Source organism: Flavobacterium sp. GNP002, assembly GCF_054343795.1.
This window is the reverse complement of sequence record NZ_JBTGUW010000001.1, coordinates 498,631-518,044: the sequence shown is the minus strand read 5'-3', so window position 1 is coordinate 518,044 and position 19,414 is coordinate 498,631. Positions and strand designations below refer to the sequence as shown.

The window sequence follows — 19,414 nt, the reverse complement described above, 5'->3', positions numbered from 1 at the left end:
GAAATTTTTTTTCAAAATTAGTTAATAAAGTTAAAGTATTTCTCAATGTCTCGAAATTAACTAACTTTATATAAATTAAAAAAGTAGATTATGAAAACCTATTCATCAGAGACAATTCAATCAGAGTTAAAAGCGCTCAAAGACTGGCAATTTGCTACTAATGGAATTGAGAAAAAGTTTGTTTTTTCAGGTTTTACTCAAGCATTAGGTTTTATAGTACAAGTAGGAGTGATGGCCGAGAAAAGAAATCATCATCCGGAATTGTTCAATGTGTATAATAAAGTGACAATTAGGCTGTCCACACATGACGCAAATGGTGTTACGGATAAGGATTTAGATTTAGCCAAAGCTATTGACGGAATCCAATGAAAAAATAAATTTCGTCTTGTATTGTAGCAAGACGAAATTTATTTTATTTCTTTTGAAAATTATTTCCAAGCACAAATAATTCCTCCCATTATCATAAAGCATACAATCCAAAAACCGCCAGTGACAAGAGTGTATTTGAAACTTCTTCTTTCGTATAGCGCATTAGTTCCTATAAGTGGTAATGCTAAAAACAGGCCAGTCATAAAGCCGTGTAATGCTCCGTGTTTGAATGATCTAAATGCTAATCCATAATCTGCCATGAAAGCTCCATAAGAAGGTTTTGCGATACTAGGATCTCCGCCAACCATTCCTAAAGCGCCAAATTGATGGATTGTTAACATCTGGAGTATAAGGCTTATAAAAAAAGCGTATAATAATGAAACTCCAAATGTCAAGAGCATATTTCCTCCTTTTATTTTTTCTTCCGTTATGCCGGATTCTTTCATCCAAATGGTTCCAAAAACTTTTGGATTGTACCAAACAAATCCTACTACAAGTGTAGACAATGCAGCAACAAAAAGTGCTAGAAAATTAATTTCCATAAAATTGGTTTTAAAGGTTAGTGAATCAAATTTAATAAATTAATATTTAATTAAGAAAGTCGAACATTTTTGTAAGATATAACTCTATAAAAATTACAAAACAGTGTCTTTCGTCGATTTTATTTGCTGATTAGCTCCATAGTATGTAGTTTTATGTGTATTAAAGAACTAAAGCTAACGTTATGAGAAATATAACTACTCTATTTTTAACCCTTTTGTTTTCATTTCCAATGTTTGCAGATGTGTCTCAATCAGAGAAAGATGCGTTGGTAAAACTGTATCAATCTACAAATGGAAATCAGTGGAAAGTAAAATGGGATTTAGTATCACCAATTTCTACTTGGCATGGTGTTAAGTTACAAGACGATAAAGTAATTTCTATTAATTTAGACAATAATAATTTGGTTGGTGAAATTCCTGAAGAAATTTTGAATTTAGTAAGTTTACAAGAATTGGATTTGCATAAAAATCAAATATCAGGTACGATTCCTTCTTCAATAGGGAAATTTAAAGAAATGAAAGTATTGAATCTTTCTTTCAATAGAATATCAGGAACAATTCCTTCTTCTATTTGTGAAATGAGTAATTTGAAAGATTTAGAATTGTATATGAACGCAATTTCAGGAGAATTACCAACGCAAATTGGAGCTTTAAAACAATTAGAAACACTTTCTTTATTCAATAATGAAATAGTAGGGCAAATTCCTAATTCATTATATGACATAAAAACGTTAAAAACATTGCTTTTAAACAGTAATAAACTTTCGGGAACATTAAGTAATGAAGTGGTAAACATGACATCACTTGAAAATCTTAGTTTATTTGATAATAAAATGAATGGTCAAGTACCTTTAGAACTTGAAAAATTAGATAAATTGAAAGAAATGAATATTTCTTACAATTTGTTTAATGGCTTAATATCTAGAAATTTAGCAGTTTTAGATACATTGAACATGACAATGATAAATGATAAAGGAGTAGCGGTTTTGTTAGAAGTGAATACTGGTAAAAATACAGCGATTGCTTCTGAGGATTAATTTAGAAATAGAAAAGAGTTTGCACTACTCATCGATATTACATATTTAGTTGTTTTAATAAATTTAGTTAGTCAAAACCTGCGAAGCTTTCTTCGCAGGTTTTTTGTTTAAATTACTTTAGAGTTTAGAATTAAAAAAAAATATCGTTTAAAAGTGATTTAATGCTCTTGCAAGTATAACGGAAGTGTGTTTTTTATGACTTAAGTTTGAATTCTTTTTAAGAATATAAAATACTGAAAACAAATTTATAATTGCTTAAGATTTTTAAAACAAAAAAGCTCCAGATTTCTCTGAAGCTTTTCTAGTAGCGGGAACAGGACTCGAACCTGTGACCTTCGGGTTATGAGCCCGACGAGCTGCCTACTGCTCTATCCCGCGATGTGCGTTCTGTACTCTCAATAAGGCTACTTAGTAGCGGGAACAGGACTCGAACCTGTGACCTTCGGGTTATGAGCCCGACGAGCTGCCTACTGCTCTATCCCGCGTTGTTTCGGGTGCAAATGTACAACGAATTTCCGTATTTCCAATAAAAATTTTAAAAAATGTTTTATTTCGTCTATTGACTTGATATGTCTACCTTTGCATAATAAATTATAATAGAAATGTCACATAAAGCAGGTTTTGTAAACATCATAGGAAATCCAAATGTTGGGAAATCAACACTAATGAACGCCTTTGTTGGAGAAAGATTATCAATTATTACTTCAAAAGCACAAACAACACGTCATAGAATTCTAGGAATTGTAAACGGGGAAGATTTTCAATTAATCTTATCGGATACGCCGGGAATCATTAAGCCAGCTTATGAAATGCAGGCGTCCATGATGAACTTCGTTAAGTCCGCTTTTGAAGATGCTGATATCTTGATTTATATGGTGGAAATTGGAGAACAAGAGTTGAAAGACGAAGCTTTTTTTAATAAAATCATTCACGCTACAATCCCTGTTCTGTTATTATTGAACAAAATAGATAATTCTAACCAAGAACAACTTGAAGAGCAGGTAGCTTTCTGGACTGCGAAAGTTCCTAATGCCGAAATTTTTCCAATATCAGCTTTGCAAAATTTTAATGTTCCAGAAGTTTTTGGACGAATAATAGAATTGCTACCGGAATCTCCTGCGTATTACCCAAAAGATCAATTGACAGATAAACCGGAGCGTTTCTTTGTAAATGAAACCATCCGCGAGAAAATATTGTTGAATTACAGCAAAGAAATTCCATACGCAGTAGAAATTGTAACGGAAGAGTTTTTTGAAGATGAAAACATCATTAGAATCCGTTCTTTGATTATGGTGGAACGCGATACCCAAAAAGGAATCATCATCGGGCATAAAGGCGCTGCTTTGAAAAAAGTAGGAATGGATGCTCGTGCTGATTTAGAGAAATTCTTTGGCAAGCAAATACATATTGAGTTGTATGTAAAAGTGAATAAAAACTGGAGAAGCAACGTGAATATGTTGAAGCGTTTTGGTTATAATCAGTAAGGTGTTCATTATTAGTTAGTTTTAAAGGGTATTGTAGAATATAAGAATAATCAGTATTGGAAATTTTTTCTGATACTGATTTTTTTTTAGCCCAGACCGAAATGAAAACCCCGCAGTGAATCAAGGTTGTTGTTGCTGTGCTAGCTGAGCGACCTAAGGAAGCTCCTGCAAGCGCATGGCAACAGCTCCTAGATGAGTGAGGAGTTGTAATGTAGTGCTGGATTAGCTTCAAAAGTATTTTTTTTAACAATAAATAATTTGCCTAAAGCAATGAATATTTATTGTTTTTCAATAAATAAGTTATTAAATTTGTAGGGTAATTTTAAATTGATAGTGCTATGTATATAAAAACGGATATTATTTTTAAGGTTTTGCAAGTAGTTTCATGGGTGTTATTCTTTGGGCTTTGTGTGCAAGCGGGAGGATTTATATTTAATGCTTTTTTTACGTTATTCTGGAATCCTATAGGCGCTCGAAAATTTTGGTTAGAAGTCGATTTGTCTGTGCTGTATGATTTTAATGAGACTTTTTTTGTTATTATGATTACTCTTATGATTATAGTTGCTGTCATGAAGGCTTTATTGTTTTATTGTATAGTACAGGTTTTTTATGACAAGAAGTTTGATTTGGTGCATCCATTTAATGAAGTTGTCCGACGCTTTATTCTGAACATGGCCTATTTGGCTTTTGGGATTGGTTTGTTTTCTATTTGGGGAACACGTTTTAATGAGAATTTAGTGAAGCAAGGGATACAAATGCCGAGTGTGCAAGATGTAAGTATAGGTGGTGCTGATGTGTGGTTGTTTATGAGTGTAATTCTTTTGGTCATTGCACAGATTTTTAAAAAGGGAATAGAAATTCAAACGGAAAATGAGTTAACTATATAAAGTATGGCAATAATTGTAAATCTGGATGTAATGATGGCCAAGCGTAAAATATCGCTGAATGAACTTTCCGAAAAGGTTGATTTGACGTTGTCTAATTTATCAATTTTAAAAACGGGTAAGGCTAAAGCTATACGGTTTAGTACTTTGGAGGCTATTTGTAAAGCATTGGATTGTCAGCCAGGAGATATTTTAGAATATTCTAACAACGAATAAGTACAAAGGGTAGTGGTGAGGTTGTGAGTTTTGTTTTGAAAATGAGGTTGTTAGGTTTTGCTAATCTGGCTAATATTCGAAAAAAATTGATAATCACGGTTTTAAACACTACCTTTGCCACCCGAAACTGGAAAAACAGTATTCGAGGAAAATAAATATTTGAATTTATATTATGAATAACATTGTTGCGATAGTAGGAAGACCTAATGTAGGGAAATCAACCCTTTTTAATAGGCTGATACAAAGAAGAGAAGCTATTGTAGATTCAGTATCTGGGGTGACCCGAGATAGAAACTATGGTAAAAGCGAGTGGAACGGAAAAGAATTTTCTGTAATTGATACCGGTGGATATGTGCGTGGTTCTGATGATGTTTTTGAAGGAGAAATCCGTAAACAAGTCGAACTGGCTATTGATGAGGCTGATGTTATCATTTTTGTGGTTGATGTAGAAGAAGGGATTACTCCCATGGATGATGTTGTTGCGCGTTTATTGCGTAAAGTGACAAAGCCAGTTCTTTTAGCGGTAAACAAGGTAGATAATGCTATGCGTGAGAAAGATGCTCTTGAGTTTTATAACTTGGGTTTAGGAGAATATTATACATTTGCAAGTATTTCAGGGAGTGGAACCGGAGATTTATTGGATGCAGTAATTGATGCTTTTCCTGTGAAACCAGAACCGGTTCAAGAAGAAGTAGTTTTACCTCGTTTTGCAGTGGTAGGACGTCCTAATGCAGGTAAATCAAGTTTTATCAATGCATTAATTGGTAAAGAACGTTTTATGGTAACGGATATCGCTGGTACAACCCGTGATGCAATTGATACGAAGTTTGACCGTTTTGGTTTTGAATTTAATTTAGTTGATACTGCGGGAATCCGTCGTAAAGCTAAGGTAAAAGAGGATTTAGAATTTTATTCTGTAATGCGTTCCGTGCGTGCGATTGAACATGCTGATATTTGTATCTTGATTATTGATGCCACTCGTGGTTTTGAAGGACAGGATCAAAGTATATTTTGGTTAGCGGAAAAAAATAGAAAAGGAGTTGTAATTCTTGTTAATAAATGGGATTTGGTTGAAAAGGAAACTATGTCTACCAGAGATTATGAGGAGAAAATTAAAAAAGAATTAATGCCGTTTACGGATGTGCCTATTCTTTTTGTTTCAGCATTAACAAAACAACGTTTGTTGAAAGCATTGGAAGCAACTGTAAAAGTGTATGAGAATAGACAACAACGTATTGCGACTTCAAAATTCAACGAATTTATGTTGAAAGTGATTGAAGCATATCCGCCACCAGCAACAAAAGGGAAGTACGTGAAAATTAAATATTGCATGCAATTGCCAACACAGACACCACAATTTGTGTTTTTTGCCAATATGCCACAATATGTAAAAGAACCGTACAAACGTTATCTGGAAAATAAAATTAGAGAAAAATGGGACTTTTCAGGAGTACCAATCGATATCTATATCAGGGAGAAATAATCTTTATTTCGATAATTATACTAGTAAGTTTATTGAGTTTGTAAAAGCTCGATAAACTTTTTTTATTTTTAGGAAAAAAATATGAACGCAATAAATGGCAAAGTAGTTTGGATTACAGGCGCTTCAAGTGGGATAGGAGAAGCTTTGGCTTATGAATTGGCTAGGAGGAATTGTAAACTGATTCTTTCGGCACGGAACATAAAAGCTTTAGAAGATGTGAAATCTAAATGTTCAACAGCGGAAGTTGTAATTTTGCCTTTTGATCTGTCGGATTTTGACAATGCTAAAAATCAGGTAGAAAATGCTATTGCTGCCTTTGGAAAAATTGATGTTCTAGTGAATAACGGAGGTGTCAGCCAACGCTCACTGATTGCTGACACCGATTTTGAAGTAGATAAAAAACTAATTGAAGTAGATTATCTAGGTACAGTTGCGCTGACAAAAGCTTTATTGCCTCATTTTATCAAAAATAAGAAAGGACATTTTGTTACTGTAACCAGTCTAATGGGGAAGTTTGGGTCGCCATATCGTTCCGGCTATTGTGGAGCGAAGCATGCTTTACATGGTTTTTTTGACGTACTAAGAATGGAACATCAAAAAGATAATATTAATGTCACCTTAATTTGTCCCGGTTTTATCCAAACAAATGTGGCAAAAAATGCACTTACTGCTGATGGATCAAAACAAAATACGGACGATGAAGCCACTTTAAATGGTATGCCAGTGGCTATTTTTGTAAAAAAATTAATCAAAGCTGTTGAATCAAATACCTTTGAAGCTTACATTGGCGGAAAAGAAGTTTTAGGCGTTTATTTGAAACGTTTTTTTCCTAAACTGTTGCATCGTTTTGTTCTGCAAAGTAAAGTTAGATAATCTGAATTTCAATAGTTCAAATTGATGATTATAGTATTGTAAAATAGGAAGAAATCCCGAGCAGTCGGGATTTCTTTGCTAAAAGCTGATTTGTGCGATTAGCTTTCTTCTTCTTTTTCCAAAGTTTCCATTGGATGGTCACCGTACCAATCTTTAAATGTTTTTGTAGTTTGATAATCATCAGTTATCACGGTGTATACCATAAAAAGGATTAACGGTATACCAACGCAATATAGGGTCATTATTACCGGCAAAGCAACATTAGTTTGACATAAACCGGCAAAAACAAAAACATAAATGGTAGTGAACCAAACGAGTTTAATTGCAAAATTTTTCATGGCTATATCTTTTAAATAAAGTTACGGCACAAATTTTAAAAATTAGTTAATGTATTGATAATCAAAATTTAAAATATTTATAAATATTTATCGGTAGCAAATTATAAATGCTGTTTATAATTTTTTTGTGATTTTAATTTTATGAAAAATGCTGAAGCGGATGATGTCTCTGTTGAAAAAATCGATTCCATTACTTCTTCTTTGAAAACTGTTTAGGTACCCGAGTTCAAATGCTAAATTGCTATTGAGTCCATAATGTATGGCAGCATAAATTCTATTTTGATCAAACGTATTTTTAATTATTTTTTTTCCAAAATTGAACATTATCTCATCAGACAGTACGGCTTTTAATAACTGTTTTTCTTTTTTCCAAAAAATGTAATCAGCTTGAAGTCTGTATCTGAATCTCCAAAAAAAAGTAGTGCCAGGGAGCAACTCATCTTTATTAGCATTGTGAATAAAGCGCTCTTCTACTTGAAAACGTTGTGTCAGCGTTACTTTATTAGCATTTGATTTCCATGTAAGATCCTGCTGTCCTCTGTATTCAGGGGTATTGTAATCAGGATTAATTTCAGGGACTTGTGTATCAACAGAAAAATAAGCAAAGCCAGCACCTGTCTCTAAATGATCATTGATTTTATAGCGACCTTGAATTCGGATGACATATAAGTTTTCTTGCATTGGTTTTAGAAAAAGTCGGTTGTCAAATTCAGAATGCAAAGACCATTTTTCGTTTAGCAGTAATTGATTGTAATAACGAGTCCAAAGAATACTTTGATGATCAATATTTTTTCCCTTCGTTTGCGCTTGGCAAAGAATAGACAGGAGTAAGAATAAAATGACTCTAAATTTTTTCACGGAGCTTTATTTCATTTTTGGCAAATTTACATAAAGTCTATAAATCCTATAGGTATTGTTTTATGTTTTTAAAAAATATTTTAATTTATCAACTTAATAGTGTTTTATAAAAAAGAAAACAGCACTCTTAAAACCTGATTTTTAAGAGTGCTGTTTCAAATTTTAATTTTTTGAAAGTTTATTAAAGTGAATATTTCAATGTAACTCCATATGTTCTTTGGTCGCCTAATACGCCTGCATAATGTCCTGCATTTCCTCCAGCTGGTAGCAATTGCTCGAAGTAATCTTTGTTCAATAGGTTACGACCCCAAAAGTTTACAGATAATCCTTCGGTTGCTCTAAATCCAAAACGACCGTTAAAGATAGCGTAACCTTGTACCACCAAGTATTTTGAAGCTGATGGGCTAGATGAAAATTCAGAACGAGCATAAGAGTCAATTGCTACAAAGAATTTACCTAGGTTGCTAAAAAACTTAGCTGATTTGGTATATTCTCCGCCTAAACTTCCAGCCCATTTTGATACACCTGGTAAAGTACTTCCTGACACATCCTTGAAAGATACAGGCGCTCCCGTTTCTTCAAGAGGTAATGGAGCATTGGTGAATTTAACATATTTTCCATCCGTATAACTCAATGCACCGTTGAAGGCAAAATGTTCATTGATTACAAAACTAGCATCAACTTCGGCACCTCGTACACGTACTTTGTCCGCATTGGCTAGGTAACCACGATTCACCCCTAATTCAGCTGCTTGTACATTGGTTTGGAAATCTTTGATATCCGTATTGTACAAAGTCAGGTTTAAAATAGATCTTTTGAACGGAGAGGTTTTTATTCCAATTTCATAATGATTTACGTCTTCGGGTCTGATTACGGCAAGATCAGCTAATGTTTGTCCTGCAGCAGGAGTAGGCAATCCGGCTACATTTACACCCACTGGTTTGTAACTCTTAGCATAAGTAGCGTAGCCATTAATTTTATCAGTCGCTTTGTAATTCACCGTTATATTTCCTGAAAAGTCAAACTTGTCTTTGTTTGCAGAGAACGTTTGGTTGGTGTACACCGCTCTTTTTATTGCCAATAATTGTGGATCGTTGGTTTGTAAACCACCATACGTTTGACGGTCGTAATTCGATTCTTTTTTGTCATAATTGTAGCGCAAGCCTGGAAGAATGTGCAATCTATCGGTAACTTGCCAATCTAGTTGACCAAATAAAGCCGCACTTACAGCATGAATATCAGCAATAGTGCGTATTCCGTAGCCTTCAAGCAATCCTGGTTCAGCCCATCTTGCAAGCGGTACAGGAGTTGAAACCCCATTATTGTTGTAGTTTACTGGCGATTGAGAAAAACGCCATTGTGCATTTCCAGATTCTTCTGTTCCTCTAATCTTAACCGTTTGATCGATAAAAAAGGCACCAACTACACCGCTTAATTTGGATGTCACTTGTCCTGCATAACGAATTTCTTGTGTCAACTGCGTGTGTCTGGCTGGATTTTGTGATTTAGCCAAAACTTGAAGTCCTGTGAAATCTCTATCATTTGAAGGATCCCAGTTCCAAAAACGCCATGCCGTAGTTGAAGTCAAGGTACCTTTACCAATTTTCGTATCTATGTTAAGTGAGGCACCGCCTAAATCTTGTCCCGAGCGCCATGGTGTATCGTGATCAATTTTACGGTCAAAAGCATTTCTGCTAGGGAGTTGATAATTTAAATCGGCAATGATGGCGTCAAATTGGCGGTAAGCAGCCCTTTTTGTTGGTGCTACACCAGCAATAACTTGTGCATATCCATCAGGACGCTGTGTGGTAATATCAGCTGCGAATAAAATGTTCGTATTTTCAGTAGCATTGTACAATAATTGTCCTCTAATTCCTTGATTGTTTAAGGTATTTGTGGCTCTTCCAGTCACTACATTATCAATTAATCCGTCTCTTTGTGTTCCTGAGAAAGAGATTCGACCAGCCAGTTTTTTGCTCAATCCACCTGTAATGGATGTTTTAGCTTGAAGGAAACCGTAATTTCCGTAGCTTACTTCAAAATCAGCACCAGAGGTAAAACTAGGTTTTCTGGTGGTAATGTTAAAAGCGCCTGAGGTTGTATTTTTACCAAAAAGAGATCCTTGTGGTCCACGCAATACTTCGATTCTATCAATATCTACAAAGTCTAAAGTGGTGGCTGCTGGACGCGAATAATACACACCATCAACATAAAAACCAACTCCGGGATCAATACCATCATTAGTTAGTCCGTAAGGCGAACCAAGTCCTCTAATGTTGATACCTGTATTTCTAGGGTTTGAGGAATACAATTGTACAGAAGGGATCAATTCTTTCACTCGATTCACGTTGAAAGCCCCTGCTTGTTCCGCTTGTTTTCCAGTTACTACAGATACGGCAATTGGGATGTCCTGCGCTTTTTCTATTCTTCTGCGAGAGGTAACGACCACTTCAGAGAGTACTTTTTCTTCTCCGTATGAGATGATAATTTCCAGTGGTTTTATGTTGGTAGGTAATTCGGTAATTTTAATTTCTTTGGTATTGTAGCCAGCATATTGCACAATAAGCGTGAAGGGAAGTGACTTTGCTTCGATACTAAAGGATCCATCAGTTAGCGTTGTAGTAGTGTTTGTGGTGCCTTTTAGTACGATATTGACACCTGCAATTGAGGTATCTTGTTCGTCTTTTACTTTTCCCTCAAGAACAACTTGAGCAAAAGATGTTGAGAATGTTAAAACGAATACTATTGTAATTATATTTTTTATAGAATTTTTCATTTATATTAAGTATATGTAATTAGTAGAATTTTAATTAAATTTTTTTACTAGCACATACACATTATTTGAGAACTCTTTTTTTCAATTATAATTAGTGGATTTTTTCGGGTTTGCCTATTCAGAAAAGCAAGCTTACTTCGGTACGTTTTCATACGTTTAAATTTGGATTGTTAATGATATATTAAATTCGATGCAAATATATAATTAATTCTATAAAATTAGTAGAGTTTAAAATATATTTTTTTATTTTTTTACCAATGAAGCAATAGTAATGCCTTGCATAGCCTTTAAAGTTTCCTCTCGAATAGTAATCAATCCGTGTCGTAGTAGGCATTCCGATTCATCGATGCAATCAGAACAGCGTTCGTAAAAATTCAATGATGCACAAGGAAGTAATGCAATTGCACCATCAAAAAGTCGGTGAATATCGGCTAAAGTAATTTCGTTTTTAGATTTCAAAAGATAATAACCGCCAAATTTACCTTGTTTACTTCCTACGAAATGGCCACGTTTTAAATCCAATAGAATCTGTTCCAAAAATTTTTTTGGAATAGAGGCTGCCTCAGCAATTTCTACTGTTTTAGAGATATGGTCTACATCTTGTTCTGCTAAATAGAGCAGTGCTTTAAGTGCATATTTGGTTTTTTGTGAAAGCATTTGATATTCGTATTACGCTTTTTAAGTCTATTAAAAACTAGGCTAAAGGTACTTGTTTTTTTAAACGAAACAACTCTAATTTATGAAGTTTTTAGATCTTCAGGATGTGTGTTTCATTATTGTGATTGCTTACCGCTAATTTGAAAAAGGATAAAGAGGCGTAAAGCAGTCTTCATCCTTTTACTGTATTGGCTTAAATCACAAGTTTATTTACAAGTGCTTTTTAATTTAATAGTGTAATCTGGATTTAATGGTTCATTTGTTTGTGCTAGTCGTTGCGAACCTACATTTGCTGGACATGCAATATCATTAGTTGCATTATAAACAATTCGTTTTCCAGTAACCAATAGTGTTTTGGGAACATAAAGTTGTACTTTGGTTATTGCATAACCAGAGGGAAAATACCGAATGTAGTATCCATCTGGGTGTAAAGTCCAAATCCCACTTGGAATATCCGTGCGTACAGGTGCCATGCCGGCAATGATGGCATATTTTTCCATTTCGGCGTAGGTATAATTTCCATTAGCTACCATTTGTCGAATGTTATTTTCGGCTTCAAAAACATTTTGTACCGCTTCAGGAAGTTTTGATTTTGCTTGATTCATAATGCTCGCAGGCAATACACCTAGCATGCCACCTTCAAGGTGTGTTAATTCGGCTGTACTCAATAGTGCGACAGCAGTAAGTTTCAATTGCCCACTGAAATCGGCAAAACGGGCTCTAGCTATAATAGCCCATAATAATTCTTGTATGTTGTGCTGCTTTATTTCAGGATGTTTTTCGGCATTTTTTAAAATAGTAGTTACAATTTCTTGCTTAGGACCTAGAGTAGGTGCGTACATGTATCCATCGCCTTGAGATGGTGCAAAGGTACCTGCTTTTAAACAATAACTTTTCGCACTCATTTCATAAAAACCATCGCACAATACATAACCACCTTCAGTAGCTTTTGGTAACAAATACAATGGTTGCGCGTTTTTTACTACTAGTAAATCAGGTAATTTTGATCCTGTTTGGTCCACATCTTCAAATGAAGTGGTAATCGATTCTGGTTTTTTCAGCACTTGATCAAGTCCCATTTTTTTTGCGCCCAAAGCAGCGCCTGCTTGTAATGCTTTTTCTTTCCAACCACTAAATTGTGCGTAACCTTGCAATCCAGTGCATAAAATTAGAATCACGATACTATGCGATAACTTTAATTTTTTCATTATTTAAAAATTTAGTTTTTTTACTCAAAGATAAAATTGTTACTACTAATTTAATTAAAAAGACATTTAATTTTTTGTCTAGTGAAGTTACTTTTTTAAGCAGCAAAAACTACTATGAAGTGCTATTTATAGACAAAAAAAAGCTGCGATTGCAGCTTTTAATTATTTTATATGTTTACCAATCTCCACCAGATCCACCGCCAGAGAAACCTCCGCCACCAAATCCACCACCGAAACCTCCACCGCCAAATCCACCACCAGATGAACCTCCGCCGAAACCACCTCCGCCACTGTTTCTTCCAAGGCTGCTTAGAATAATGACATCCAATAGACTTGGGCCTATGCCACCGCCTCTGTTACCGGAATTTCCACCGCCGCCTTTGTTTCGAGATATAAGTACTAATATTATGATGACAATAACTATTAAGGGTAAAATAGGGAATCCTTTATATTTTGTTGTTTTAACTCGTTCACCTTTATATTTTCCTTTAAAAACATCAAATAAAGCATCCGTTCCTTTATCAAGTCCTTTGTAATAACTTCCTGCTTTAAATTCAGGAATAATGATGTTTCGTGTAATTTCTCCACCTATACCTGCAGTCAATCGATCTTCAAGACCATATCCTGGTGAAATCCATATTTTTCTTTCAGCTTTTGCCAATAAAATAAGTACTCCATTATCATTTTTTGCTGTTCCTCCGATTCCCCATGCATGTCCCCATTTTGGAGTAAGGATCCCAATGTCTTCACCTTTAAGGGTTTCTATGGTAATAATCACAATTTGAGTAGTGGTAGAATCAGAATATTTAATCAGTTTTTCTTCTAATTGTGCTTTTTCTGTTGCGCTTAAAACATTCGCATAATCATAAACAGAAGTCTGTAAAGTTGGCTTTTCAGGAATGGTAAATTGTGCAAAGCCAATTTGTGTGAATAACAAATAAACAAACAGCTTTAGGAAAATTGTAGTATTCTTTTTTTGTAATAGCATTATCCTCTAGATATTTCGTTTGATAATTCATTTGTGTCGCCTTCCAGCCAAGGGAAATATTTCTGCAATTGCTCTCCAGCTCTGGTAATTCCATCGATAAGACCTTGCTTAAAATCTCCTTTTTTGAATTCTGCTACCATAACGTCTCGGGTACAATTCCAAAAATCATCTTGTACGACATCATTAATGCCTTTGTCACCACAAATTACAAAATTTCTGTCTTCTACCGCTAAGTAAATCAAAACGCCATTTTGAAGTTCAGTTTCATCCATTTTTAGTTCATGAAAAACTTCCATGGCGCGATCATACGCATCCATGGAAGTTGTTTTTTCTATATGAACTCTAATCTCGCCAGAAGTATTTTTTTCAGCCATACGAATAGCTTCAACAATTTCTTGTTCTTCTTCTTTGGTTAAAAAATCTTCTACTTTTGACATTGAAATATTTTTGATTTAAGATTAACGATTTTTGATTACAGAATTATTAAATCTGCAATAAAAACCGTTAATTTTTATGGGTTGTTTCTTCAATTTAAATTTGACTTATTTGGACTTCTAAAAATCTAAGAAGTCTAATAATCTAACTTTAGAATTTTACTTCAACTGGTTTATCTGCACCTTCAACTGCATTAAAATATGCTTTCTCTTTGAATCCGAATAATCCAGCAAATAAGCTGTTTGGAAACGTCTTGATGTGAGAGTTATATGGTTTTACTGCTTCGTTGAAACGCGTTCTCGCCGTTAGAATTTGATTTTCTGTGCTTGCCAATTCGTCCTGTAATTTCAAGAAGTTCTGGTTTGCTTTCAATTCTGGATACGCTTCAACCGATACCAATAAACGAGACAATGAACTGCTCACACCACTTTGTGCTTTGTTGAATTCAGCTAATTGTTCCGGAGTAATATTTGCTGGATCAATTTTTACAGAAGTAGCTTTAGAACGCGCTTCGATAACTGCTGTCAACGTGCTTTTTTCAAAATCAGCGGCACCTTTTACCGTATTTACTAAATTCCCAATAAGGTCATTTCTTCTTTGATACGCTGTTTGAACATCACCCCAAGATTGTTCTACATTTTGGTTTAACGTTACTGCAGTATTATTAATTCCTTTAACCCAGCTGTAAATTACAAAAATTACAACCGCTCCGATAATCCAAGGCAAAAATCTTCTCATGTTTACTTAATTTAATGTTTATTATTTAATTGTTTAAAGTTTAATTTGGTTGTAGTCGTGACGGCTACAATTCGTTTTTAATATTTGTTAATTGTGTGCGTATTGTTTCTAATTTTCGAATAATTTCAAACTTATCCAAGGTTTTCTTTTGTCCTTCTTTTAAATGCGTTTTGGCACCTTCCAGCGTAAATCCTCTCTCTTTTACCAAGTGATAGATCAATTGTAAATTTGTGATATCTTCAGGCGTAAACATTCGGTTACCCTTTGCATTTTTCTTAGGTTTTAAAATATCAAACTCACTATCCCAAAAACGAATCAGCGATGCATTCACGTCAAATGCCTTGGCTACTTCGCCAATGCTGTAATATCTTTTGTCTTTAGATAATTCAATATGCATATCTGTTTTTTATTTTTTGTCCAGTTGAATTGTCACTGAATACTATTTTTTATCTTCTATCTGAACACTGTGAATCGAACACTGCACACTACATTTTGTATTAGTCTAAAGATTGATTCTCCTGGTTTGCCAGTTGCGCGATTACAACATATTCCACTGCCGAAATATTTCCGTAATAAAAATTAAGCGGATTCACCACTTTTTTATCTTTTAGCACTTCATAATGCAAATGTGGTGCTTCGGATCTTCCTGTGCTTCCCACATAACCTATAACGTCACCTCGTTTTACGCGTTGTCCAGCTCGGGCTTTATATTTGCTCAAATGTGCGTATAAAGTTTCGTATCCAAATCCATGCCGAATAACAATATGATTTCCATATCCGGAAGCAGTGTTGTCTGCTTTTGCTACCACTCCGTCACCCGTAGCATAAATGGGCGTTCCTGTTTTTGCTGTAAAATCCATGCCTTCATGCATTTTCCTTGCTTTTGTAAAAGGATCCGTACGATATCCAAAACCAGACGCCATTTGTTTTAAATTTTCATTTTGTACTGGCTGAATGGCAGGAATGGCTGACAAAAAATCACTTTTGGCTTCTGCCAATTTCAAAATCACATCCAATGATTTGGACTGAACCGCTAATTCCTTGCTAAGGACATCAATCCTTTTTGTGGTATTGATTACCAACTGGGAATTGTTATAACCTTCTAATGTTTTATACCTATTGATTCCCGGTAATCCTGTTTTCCGTATGGAATCAGGAATAGCCGATTTGTTAAAATACACGCGATACAAATTATTATCTCGATCTTCAATAGCTTCAATAACGCCATTTACCTGATCCATTTTTTTGTTCAGCAGCGCATAATTCAATTTCAAATTTTCAATTTCACGCGCTTGCAAACGGTCTTTTGGTGTTTCAAAATAAGGAGTGTTCAATAAAAGAATAAAACTTAAAAAACCAAACAATGCCGATGCCAATAAAAACAGAATAATAACACCAAGTTTTCTTCTTTTTCGTGTTTTTATTTTTCTATAGGCTAGATTTTCGGAATCGTAATAATATTTTACTTTCGACATATTTTAAAATACCCTATTTTTGCACACTGTAAAAAGGTTAGACGAACAAATTTAAGAAATGTTTCATTTGTTACACTCTTTTTTCAGGAATAAATAAAATAATGTGCCTGTTCCAGCTATTCGTTACAAGTTCTCGTTTATAAATCTTTTTTTCTAATGAGCTAGCAGGAGCTTATCCCGAGACTTCGGGAGTCGCTCTGCCACCTCAAGAAAAAATAGATGTATAAATCTTGAAGCTTTTCACTGCTAACTGAGGCAAAAGAAATTAAAAGATTTAATGATTAAAAGATTGAAAAATTCAATTCTAAATAATCTTTAAATTTTTGAATCTTTAAATATTTAAATTAAAAAAATGAAATCACAAGACGTACGTAAACAATTTCTGGATTTTTTTGCATCAAATGGACACTTAATCGTTCCATCGGCACCCATAGTTCTTAAGGATGATCCAACACTGATGTTCAACAACTCAGGAATGGCGCAGTTCAAAGAATATTTTCTGGGTAATGGAACTCCAAAAAGCACCAGAATTGCCGATACGCAAAAATGTCTTCGTGTTTCAGGAAAACATAATGACTTGGAAGATGTAGGTTTTGATACCTATCATCACACCATGTTTGAAATGCTGGGAAACTGGTCATTTGGAGATTATTTCAAAAAAGAAGCCATCAACTGGGCTTGGCAACTTTTGACAGAAGTTTATAAAATTCCAAAAGAAAACTTATACGTTTCCGTTTTCGAAGGAAATCCGGATGAAAACGTACCATTCGACCAAGAAGCTTGGGATATTTGGAAAGAATTGATTGACGAAGACCGAATCATTCTTGGAAACAAGAAAGACAACTTCTGGGAAATGGGTGACCAAGGACCATGTGGACCGTGCTCAGAAATTCACGTTGACATTCGTTCTGCAGAAGAAAAAGCTTTAGTTTCAGGAAAAAGTTTGGTAAACAATGACCATCCGCAAGTTGTGGAAATTTGGAACAATGTATTTATGGAATTCAACCGTAAAGCAGATGGTTCTCTGGAAAAATTGCCTGCAAAACACGTTGATACCGGAATGGGATTTGAGCGTTTGTGTATGGCATTACAAGGAAAAACTTCCAATTATGACACCGATGTTTTTACACCGCTTATTGAAAAAGTTGAACAAATTACAGGATTAAAATACACTTCAAACGAAGTTTTAAATATTACCGAAGAACAGAATAAAACTAATATCGCTATTCGTGTAGTGGTCGATCACGTTCGTGCCGTAGCTTTTGCTATTGCTGACGGGCAATTGCCATCAAACACAGGTGCTGGTTATGTAATTCGTAGAATTTTACGTCGTGCAATTCGTTACGGATTTACGTTTCTGAATACTAAAGAACCTTTCATCAATCAATTGGTTGGTGTTTTAGCAAATCAAATGGGGGAGTTTTTCCCGGAAATCAAATCGCAACAACAATTGGTTACGAATGTAATTCGTGAAGAAGAAGCTTCTTTCTTGAGAACTTTAGACCAAGGATTACAATTATTAGAAAATGTAGTTGCCGAAACTAAAGGATCAACCGTTTCTGGAACAAAAGCATTTGAATTATACGATACTTTTGGGTTTCCAATTGACTTAACCGCATTGATTCTTAGAGAAAAAGGTTTCGAACTTGACGAAGCTGGTTTTAACGCTGCGATGCAAGAACAAAAAAATCGTTCCCGTGCTGCATCAGAAGTTTCTACCGAAGACTGGTCAGTTTTGATTCCCGGAAATGTAGAAACATTTGTAGGCTACGATCTATCAGAAAGTGACGTAAAAATCACTCGTATCCGTAAAGTGGACAGTAAAAAAGATGGGATTTTATACCAAATTGTTTTAGATAATACACCATTTTATCCAGAAGGTGGTGGACAAGTAGGCGATAAAGGAATGTTGGTTTCTGCAAATGAAACTATCGAAATAATCGACACTAAAAAAGAAAACAACCTGATTTTACATTTTACAAAACAATTACCAGAAAATGTAAACGCTGGTTTTGTTGCTAAAGTAAATCAGGATTTGAGAAGCTTATCTTCCAGAAATCACTCTGCTACGCACTTGATGCATCAAGCGTTGAGAAGTATTTTAGGAACTCACGTAGAACAAAAAGGTTCTTTAGTAAATCCAAACTATTTGCGTTTTGACTTTTCGCATTTTGCTAAAATGACGGAAACCGAATTGCAACAAGTAGAAGATTTTGTAAATGCAAGAATCCAGGAACAATTACCACTTATAGAAAGACGAAATATTCCTTTTGAGCAAGCAGTTCAAGAAGGAGCGATGGCACTTTTTGGAGAGAAATATGGAGATGAGGTTCGTGCGATTAAATTTGGCGAAAGCATGGAATTATGCGGTGGAATCCACGTGAAAAACACAGCTGAAATCTGGCATTTCAAAATCGTTTCAGAAGGAGCGGTTGCTGCGGGGATTCGTCGTATTGAAGCCATTACAAGTGATGCGGTTAAAGCACACTTTGCTTCGTATGAAAACACATTAAATGAAGTAAAAACAGCGTTGAAAAATCCTCAGGATATTCTGAAAGCCGTTCATTCGATGCAAGAAGAAAATGCCAAATTAGCGAAACAAATTGAGGCTTTGGTAAAAGATAAGGTAAAAAACATGAAAACGAGTTTAATTGCTGAAATACAGGAAATAAACGGTGTTCAATTTTTGGCAAAACAAGTGGATTTGAATCCGGAAGGAGCAAAAGATTTAGCGTATGAATTAGGGAACTTAGGGAATAATTTATTTTTAGTTTTGGCAACAGCTGACGAAGAAAAACCAATGCTAACGTGTTATGTTTCTAAAGAATTAGTCGCAGAGAAAAACCTAAATGCTGGACAAGTAGTTCGTGAATTGGGTAAATTTATCCAAGGCGGCGGCGGCGGGCAACCATTTTTTGCTACAGCAGGAGGGAAGAATGTCGCAGGAATTCAACAAGCTTTGGAGAAAGCAGTTGAGTTTGTAAAGTAGAACAAATTTATTTTTTTATAATAGAAACCCTTTTAGGACTTACGTTCTAAAAGGGTTTGTTTTT

Annotated in this window: 19 protein-coding genes and 2 tRNA genes; 8 read left to right on the top strand and 13 right to left on the bottom strand. The window is 34.8% G+C overall.

Annotated elements, in window-relative coordinates; genetic code table 11:
- Positions 1–90: 90 nt before the first annotated feature.
- Entirely contained in the window at positions 91–369 is a 279-nt protein-coding gene (locus tag ACXX80_RS02360) for a 4a-hydroxytetrahydrobiopterin dehydratase (protein ID WP_458551831.1), read from the top strand.
- Between the two features lie 59 nt (positions 370–428).
- Here the strand turns inward: ACXX80_RS02360 and ACXX80_RS02355 are convergent, their stop codons facing one another.
- Positions 429–911: a DUF1761 domain-containing protein gene (locus ACXX80_RS02355; protein ID WP_458551830.1), complete on the bottom strand. Its 483-nt coding sequence runs from the start codon at positions 909–911 to the stop codon at positions 429–431.
- Between the two features lie 182 nt (positions 912–1,093).
- On the opposite strand from ACXX80_RS02355, the gene ACXX80_RS02350 reads away from it, so the two are divergent.
- Positions 1,094–1,948, top strand: coding sequence for a leucine-rich repeat domain-containing protein (locus ACXX80_RS02350; protein ID WP_458551829.1), 855 nt, complete (start codon positions 1,094–1,096; stop codon positions 1,946–1,948).
- A 305-nt stretch (positions 1,949–2,253) separates the two neighbouring features.
- Here the strand turns inward: ACXX80_RS02350 and ACXX80_RS02345 are convergent.
- Both ACXX80_RS02345 and ACXX80_RS02340 read right to left on the bottom strand, forming a co-directional pair.
- Positions 2,254–2,326 (bottom strand) — tRNA-Met (locus ACXX80_RS02345).
- Between the two features lie 34 nt (positions 2,327–2,360).
- Positions 2,361–2,433, bottom strand: a tRNA-Met gene (locus ACXX80_RS02340).
- 117 nt (positions 2,434–2,550) lie between these two features.
- Between ACXX80_RS02340 and era the strand changes: the two genes are divergently transcribed.
- The 5 genes from era to ACXX80_RS02315 all read left to right on the top strand — a co-directional run bounded on the left by era (position 2,551) and on the right by ACXX80_RS02315 (position 6,888).
- Complete coding sequence (gene era, locus ACXX80_RS02335) at positions 2,551–3,432, top strand: GTPase Era (RefSeq protein ID WP_458551828.1); 882 nt, start codon at positions 2,551–2,553, stop codon at positions 3,430–3,432.
- Between the two features lie 338 nt (positions 3,433–3,770).
- On the top strand, positions 3,771–4,319 hold the full coding sequence (locus ACXX80_RS02330; protein ID WP_458551827.1) for a hypothetical protein: 549 nt from the start codon (positions 3,771–3,773) through the stop codon (positions 4,317–4,319).
- A gap of 3 nt (positions 4,320–4,322) precedes the next feature.
- On the top strand, positions 4,323–4,532 hold the full coding sequence (locus tag ACXX80_RS02325) for a helix-turn-helix domain-containing protein (protein ID WP_458551826.1): 210 nt from the start codon (positions 4,323–4,325) through the stop codon (positions 4,530–4,532).
- 172 nt (positions 4,533–4,704) lie between these two features.
- Entirely contained in the window at positions 4,705–6,015 is a 1,311-nt protein-coding gene (der, locus tag ACXX80_RS02320) for a ribosome biogenesis GTPase Der (protein ID WP_417979760.1), read from the top strand.
- Positions 6,016–6,096: 81 nt separating this feature from the next.
- On the top strand, positions 6,097–6,888 hold the full coding sequence (locus ACXX80_RS02315; protein WP_458551825.1) for an SDR family oxidoreductase: 792 nt from the start codon (positions 6,097–6,099) through the stop codon (positions 6,886–6,888).
- Positions 6,889–6,986: 98 nt separating this feature from the next.
- Here the strand turns inward: ACXX80_RS02315 and ACXX80_RS02310 are convergent, their stop codons facing one another.
- The 10 genes from ACXX80_RS02310 to ACXX80_RS02265 form a co-directional block, all read right to left on the bottom strand.
- Complete coding sequence (locus ACXX80_RS02310) at positions 6,987–7,226, bottom strand: hypothetical protein (RefSeq protein ID WP_458551824.1); 240 nt, start codon at positions 7,224–7,226, stop codon at positions 6,987–6,989.
- Between the two features lie 114 nt (positions 7,227–7,340).
- Complete coding sequence (locus ACXX80_RS02305) at positions 7,341–8,084, bottom strand: DUF2490 domain-containing protein (protein ID WP_458551823.1); 744 nt, start codon at positions 8,082–8,084, stop codon at positions 7,341–7,343.
- 181 nt (positions 8,085–8,265) lie between these two features.
- Positions 8,266–10,860, bottom strand: coding sequence for a TonB-dependent receptor (locus tag ACXX80_RS02300; RefSeq protein WP_458551822.1), 2,595 nt, complete (start codon positions 10,858–10,860; stop codon positions 8,266–8,268).
- A gap of 243 nt (positions 10,861–11,103) precedes the next feature.
- Positions 11,104–11,517, bottom strand: coding sequence for an RrF2 family transcriptional regulator (locus tag ACXX80_RS02295; RefSeq protein ID WP_458551821.1), 414 nt, complete (start codon positions 11,515–11,517; stop codon positions 11,104–11,106).
- Between the two features lie 206 nt (positions 11,518–11,723).
- The gene (locus tag ACXX80_RS02290) at positions 11,724–12,725 is read right to left on the bottom strand and encodes a hypothetical protein (protein WP_458551820.1); all 1,002 of its coding nucleotides are present in this window, start codon (positions 12,723–12,725) and stop codon (positions 11,724–11,726) included.
- Positions 12,726–12,900: 175 nt separating this feature from the next.
- Positions 12,901–13,713, bottom strand: a complete 813-nt coding sequence (locus ACXX80_RS02285; protein ID WP_458551819.1) for a TPM domain-containing protein — start codon at positions 13,711–13,713, stop codon at positions 12,901–12,903.
- Positions 13,713–14,150, bottom strand: coding sequence for a TPM domain-containing protein (locus ACXX80_RS02280; protein WP_417950446.1), 438 nt, complete (start codon positions 14,148–14,150; stop codon positions 13,713–13,715). The genes ACXX80_RS02285 and ACXX80_RS02280 overlap by 1 nt, the downstream gene beginning before the upstream one ends.
- Positions 14,151–14,298: 148 nt before the next feature.
- On the bottom strand, positions 14,299–14,886 hold the full coding sequence (locus ACXX80_RS02275) for a LemA family protein (RefSeq protein WP_395379537.1): 588 nt from the start codon (positions 14,884–14,886) through the stop codon (positions 14,299–14,301).
- Between the two features lie 64 nt (positions 14,887–14,950).
- Complete coding sequence (locus ACXX80_RS02270; RefSeq protein ID WP_417950445.1) at positions 14,951–15,283, bottom strand: MerR family transcriptional regulator; 333 nt, start codon at positions 15,281–15,283, stop codon at positions 14,951–14,953.
- Positions 15,284–15,383: 100 nt separating this feature from the next.
- Entirely contained in the window at positions 15,384–16,361 is a 978-nt protein-coding gene (locus ACXX80_RS02265; RefSeq protein ID WP_458551818.1) for a M23 family metallopeptidase, read from the bottom strand.
- Between the two features lie 352 nt (positions 16,362–16,713).
- Here ACXX80_RS02265 and alaS point away from each other — a divergent pair, with 352 nt between their 5' ends.
- Positions 16,714–19,350 carry an alanine--tRNA ligase gene (gene alaS, locus ACXX80_RS02260; RefSeq protein ID WP_458551817.1) on the top strand — a complete coding sequence of 879 codons (2,637 nt, stop codon included), beginning with the start codon at positions 16,714–16,716 and terminating at the stop codon, positions 19,348–19,350.
- The last annotated feature ends 64 nt before the right edge of the window (positions 19,351–19,414 follow it).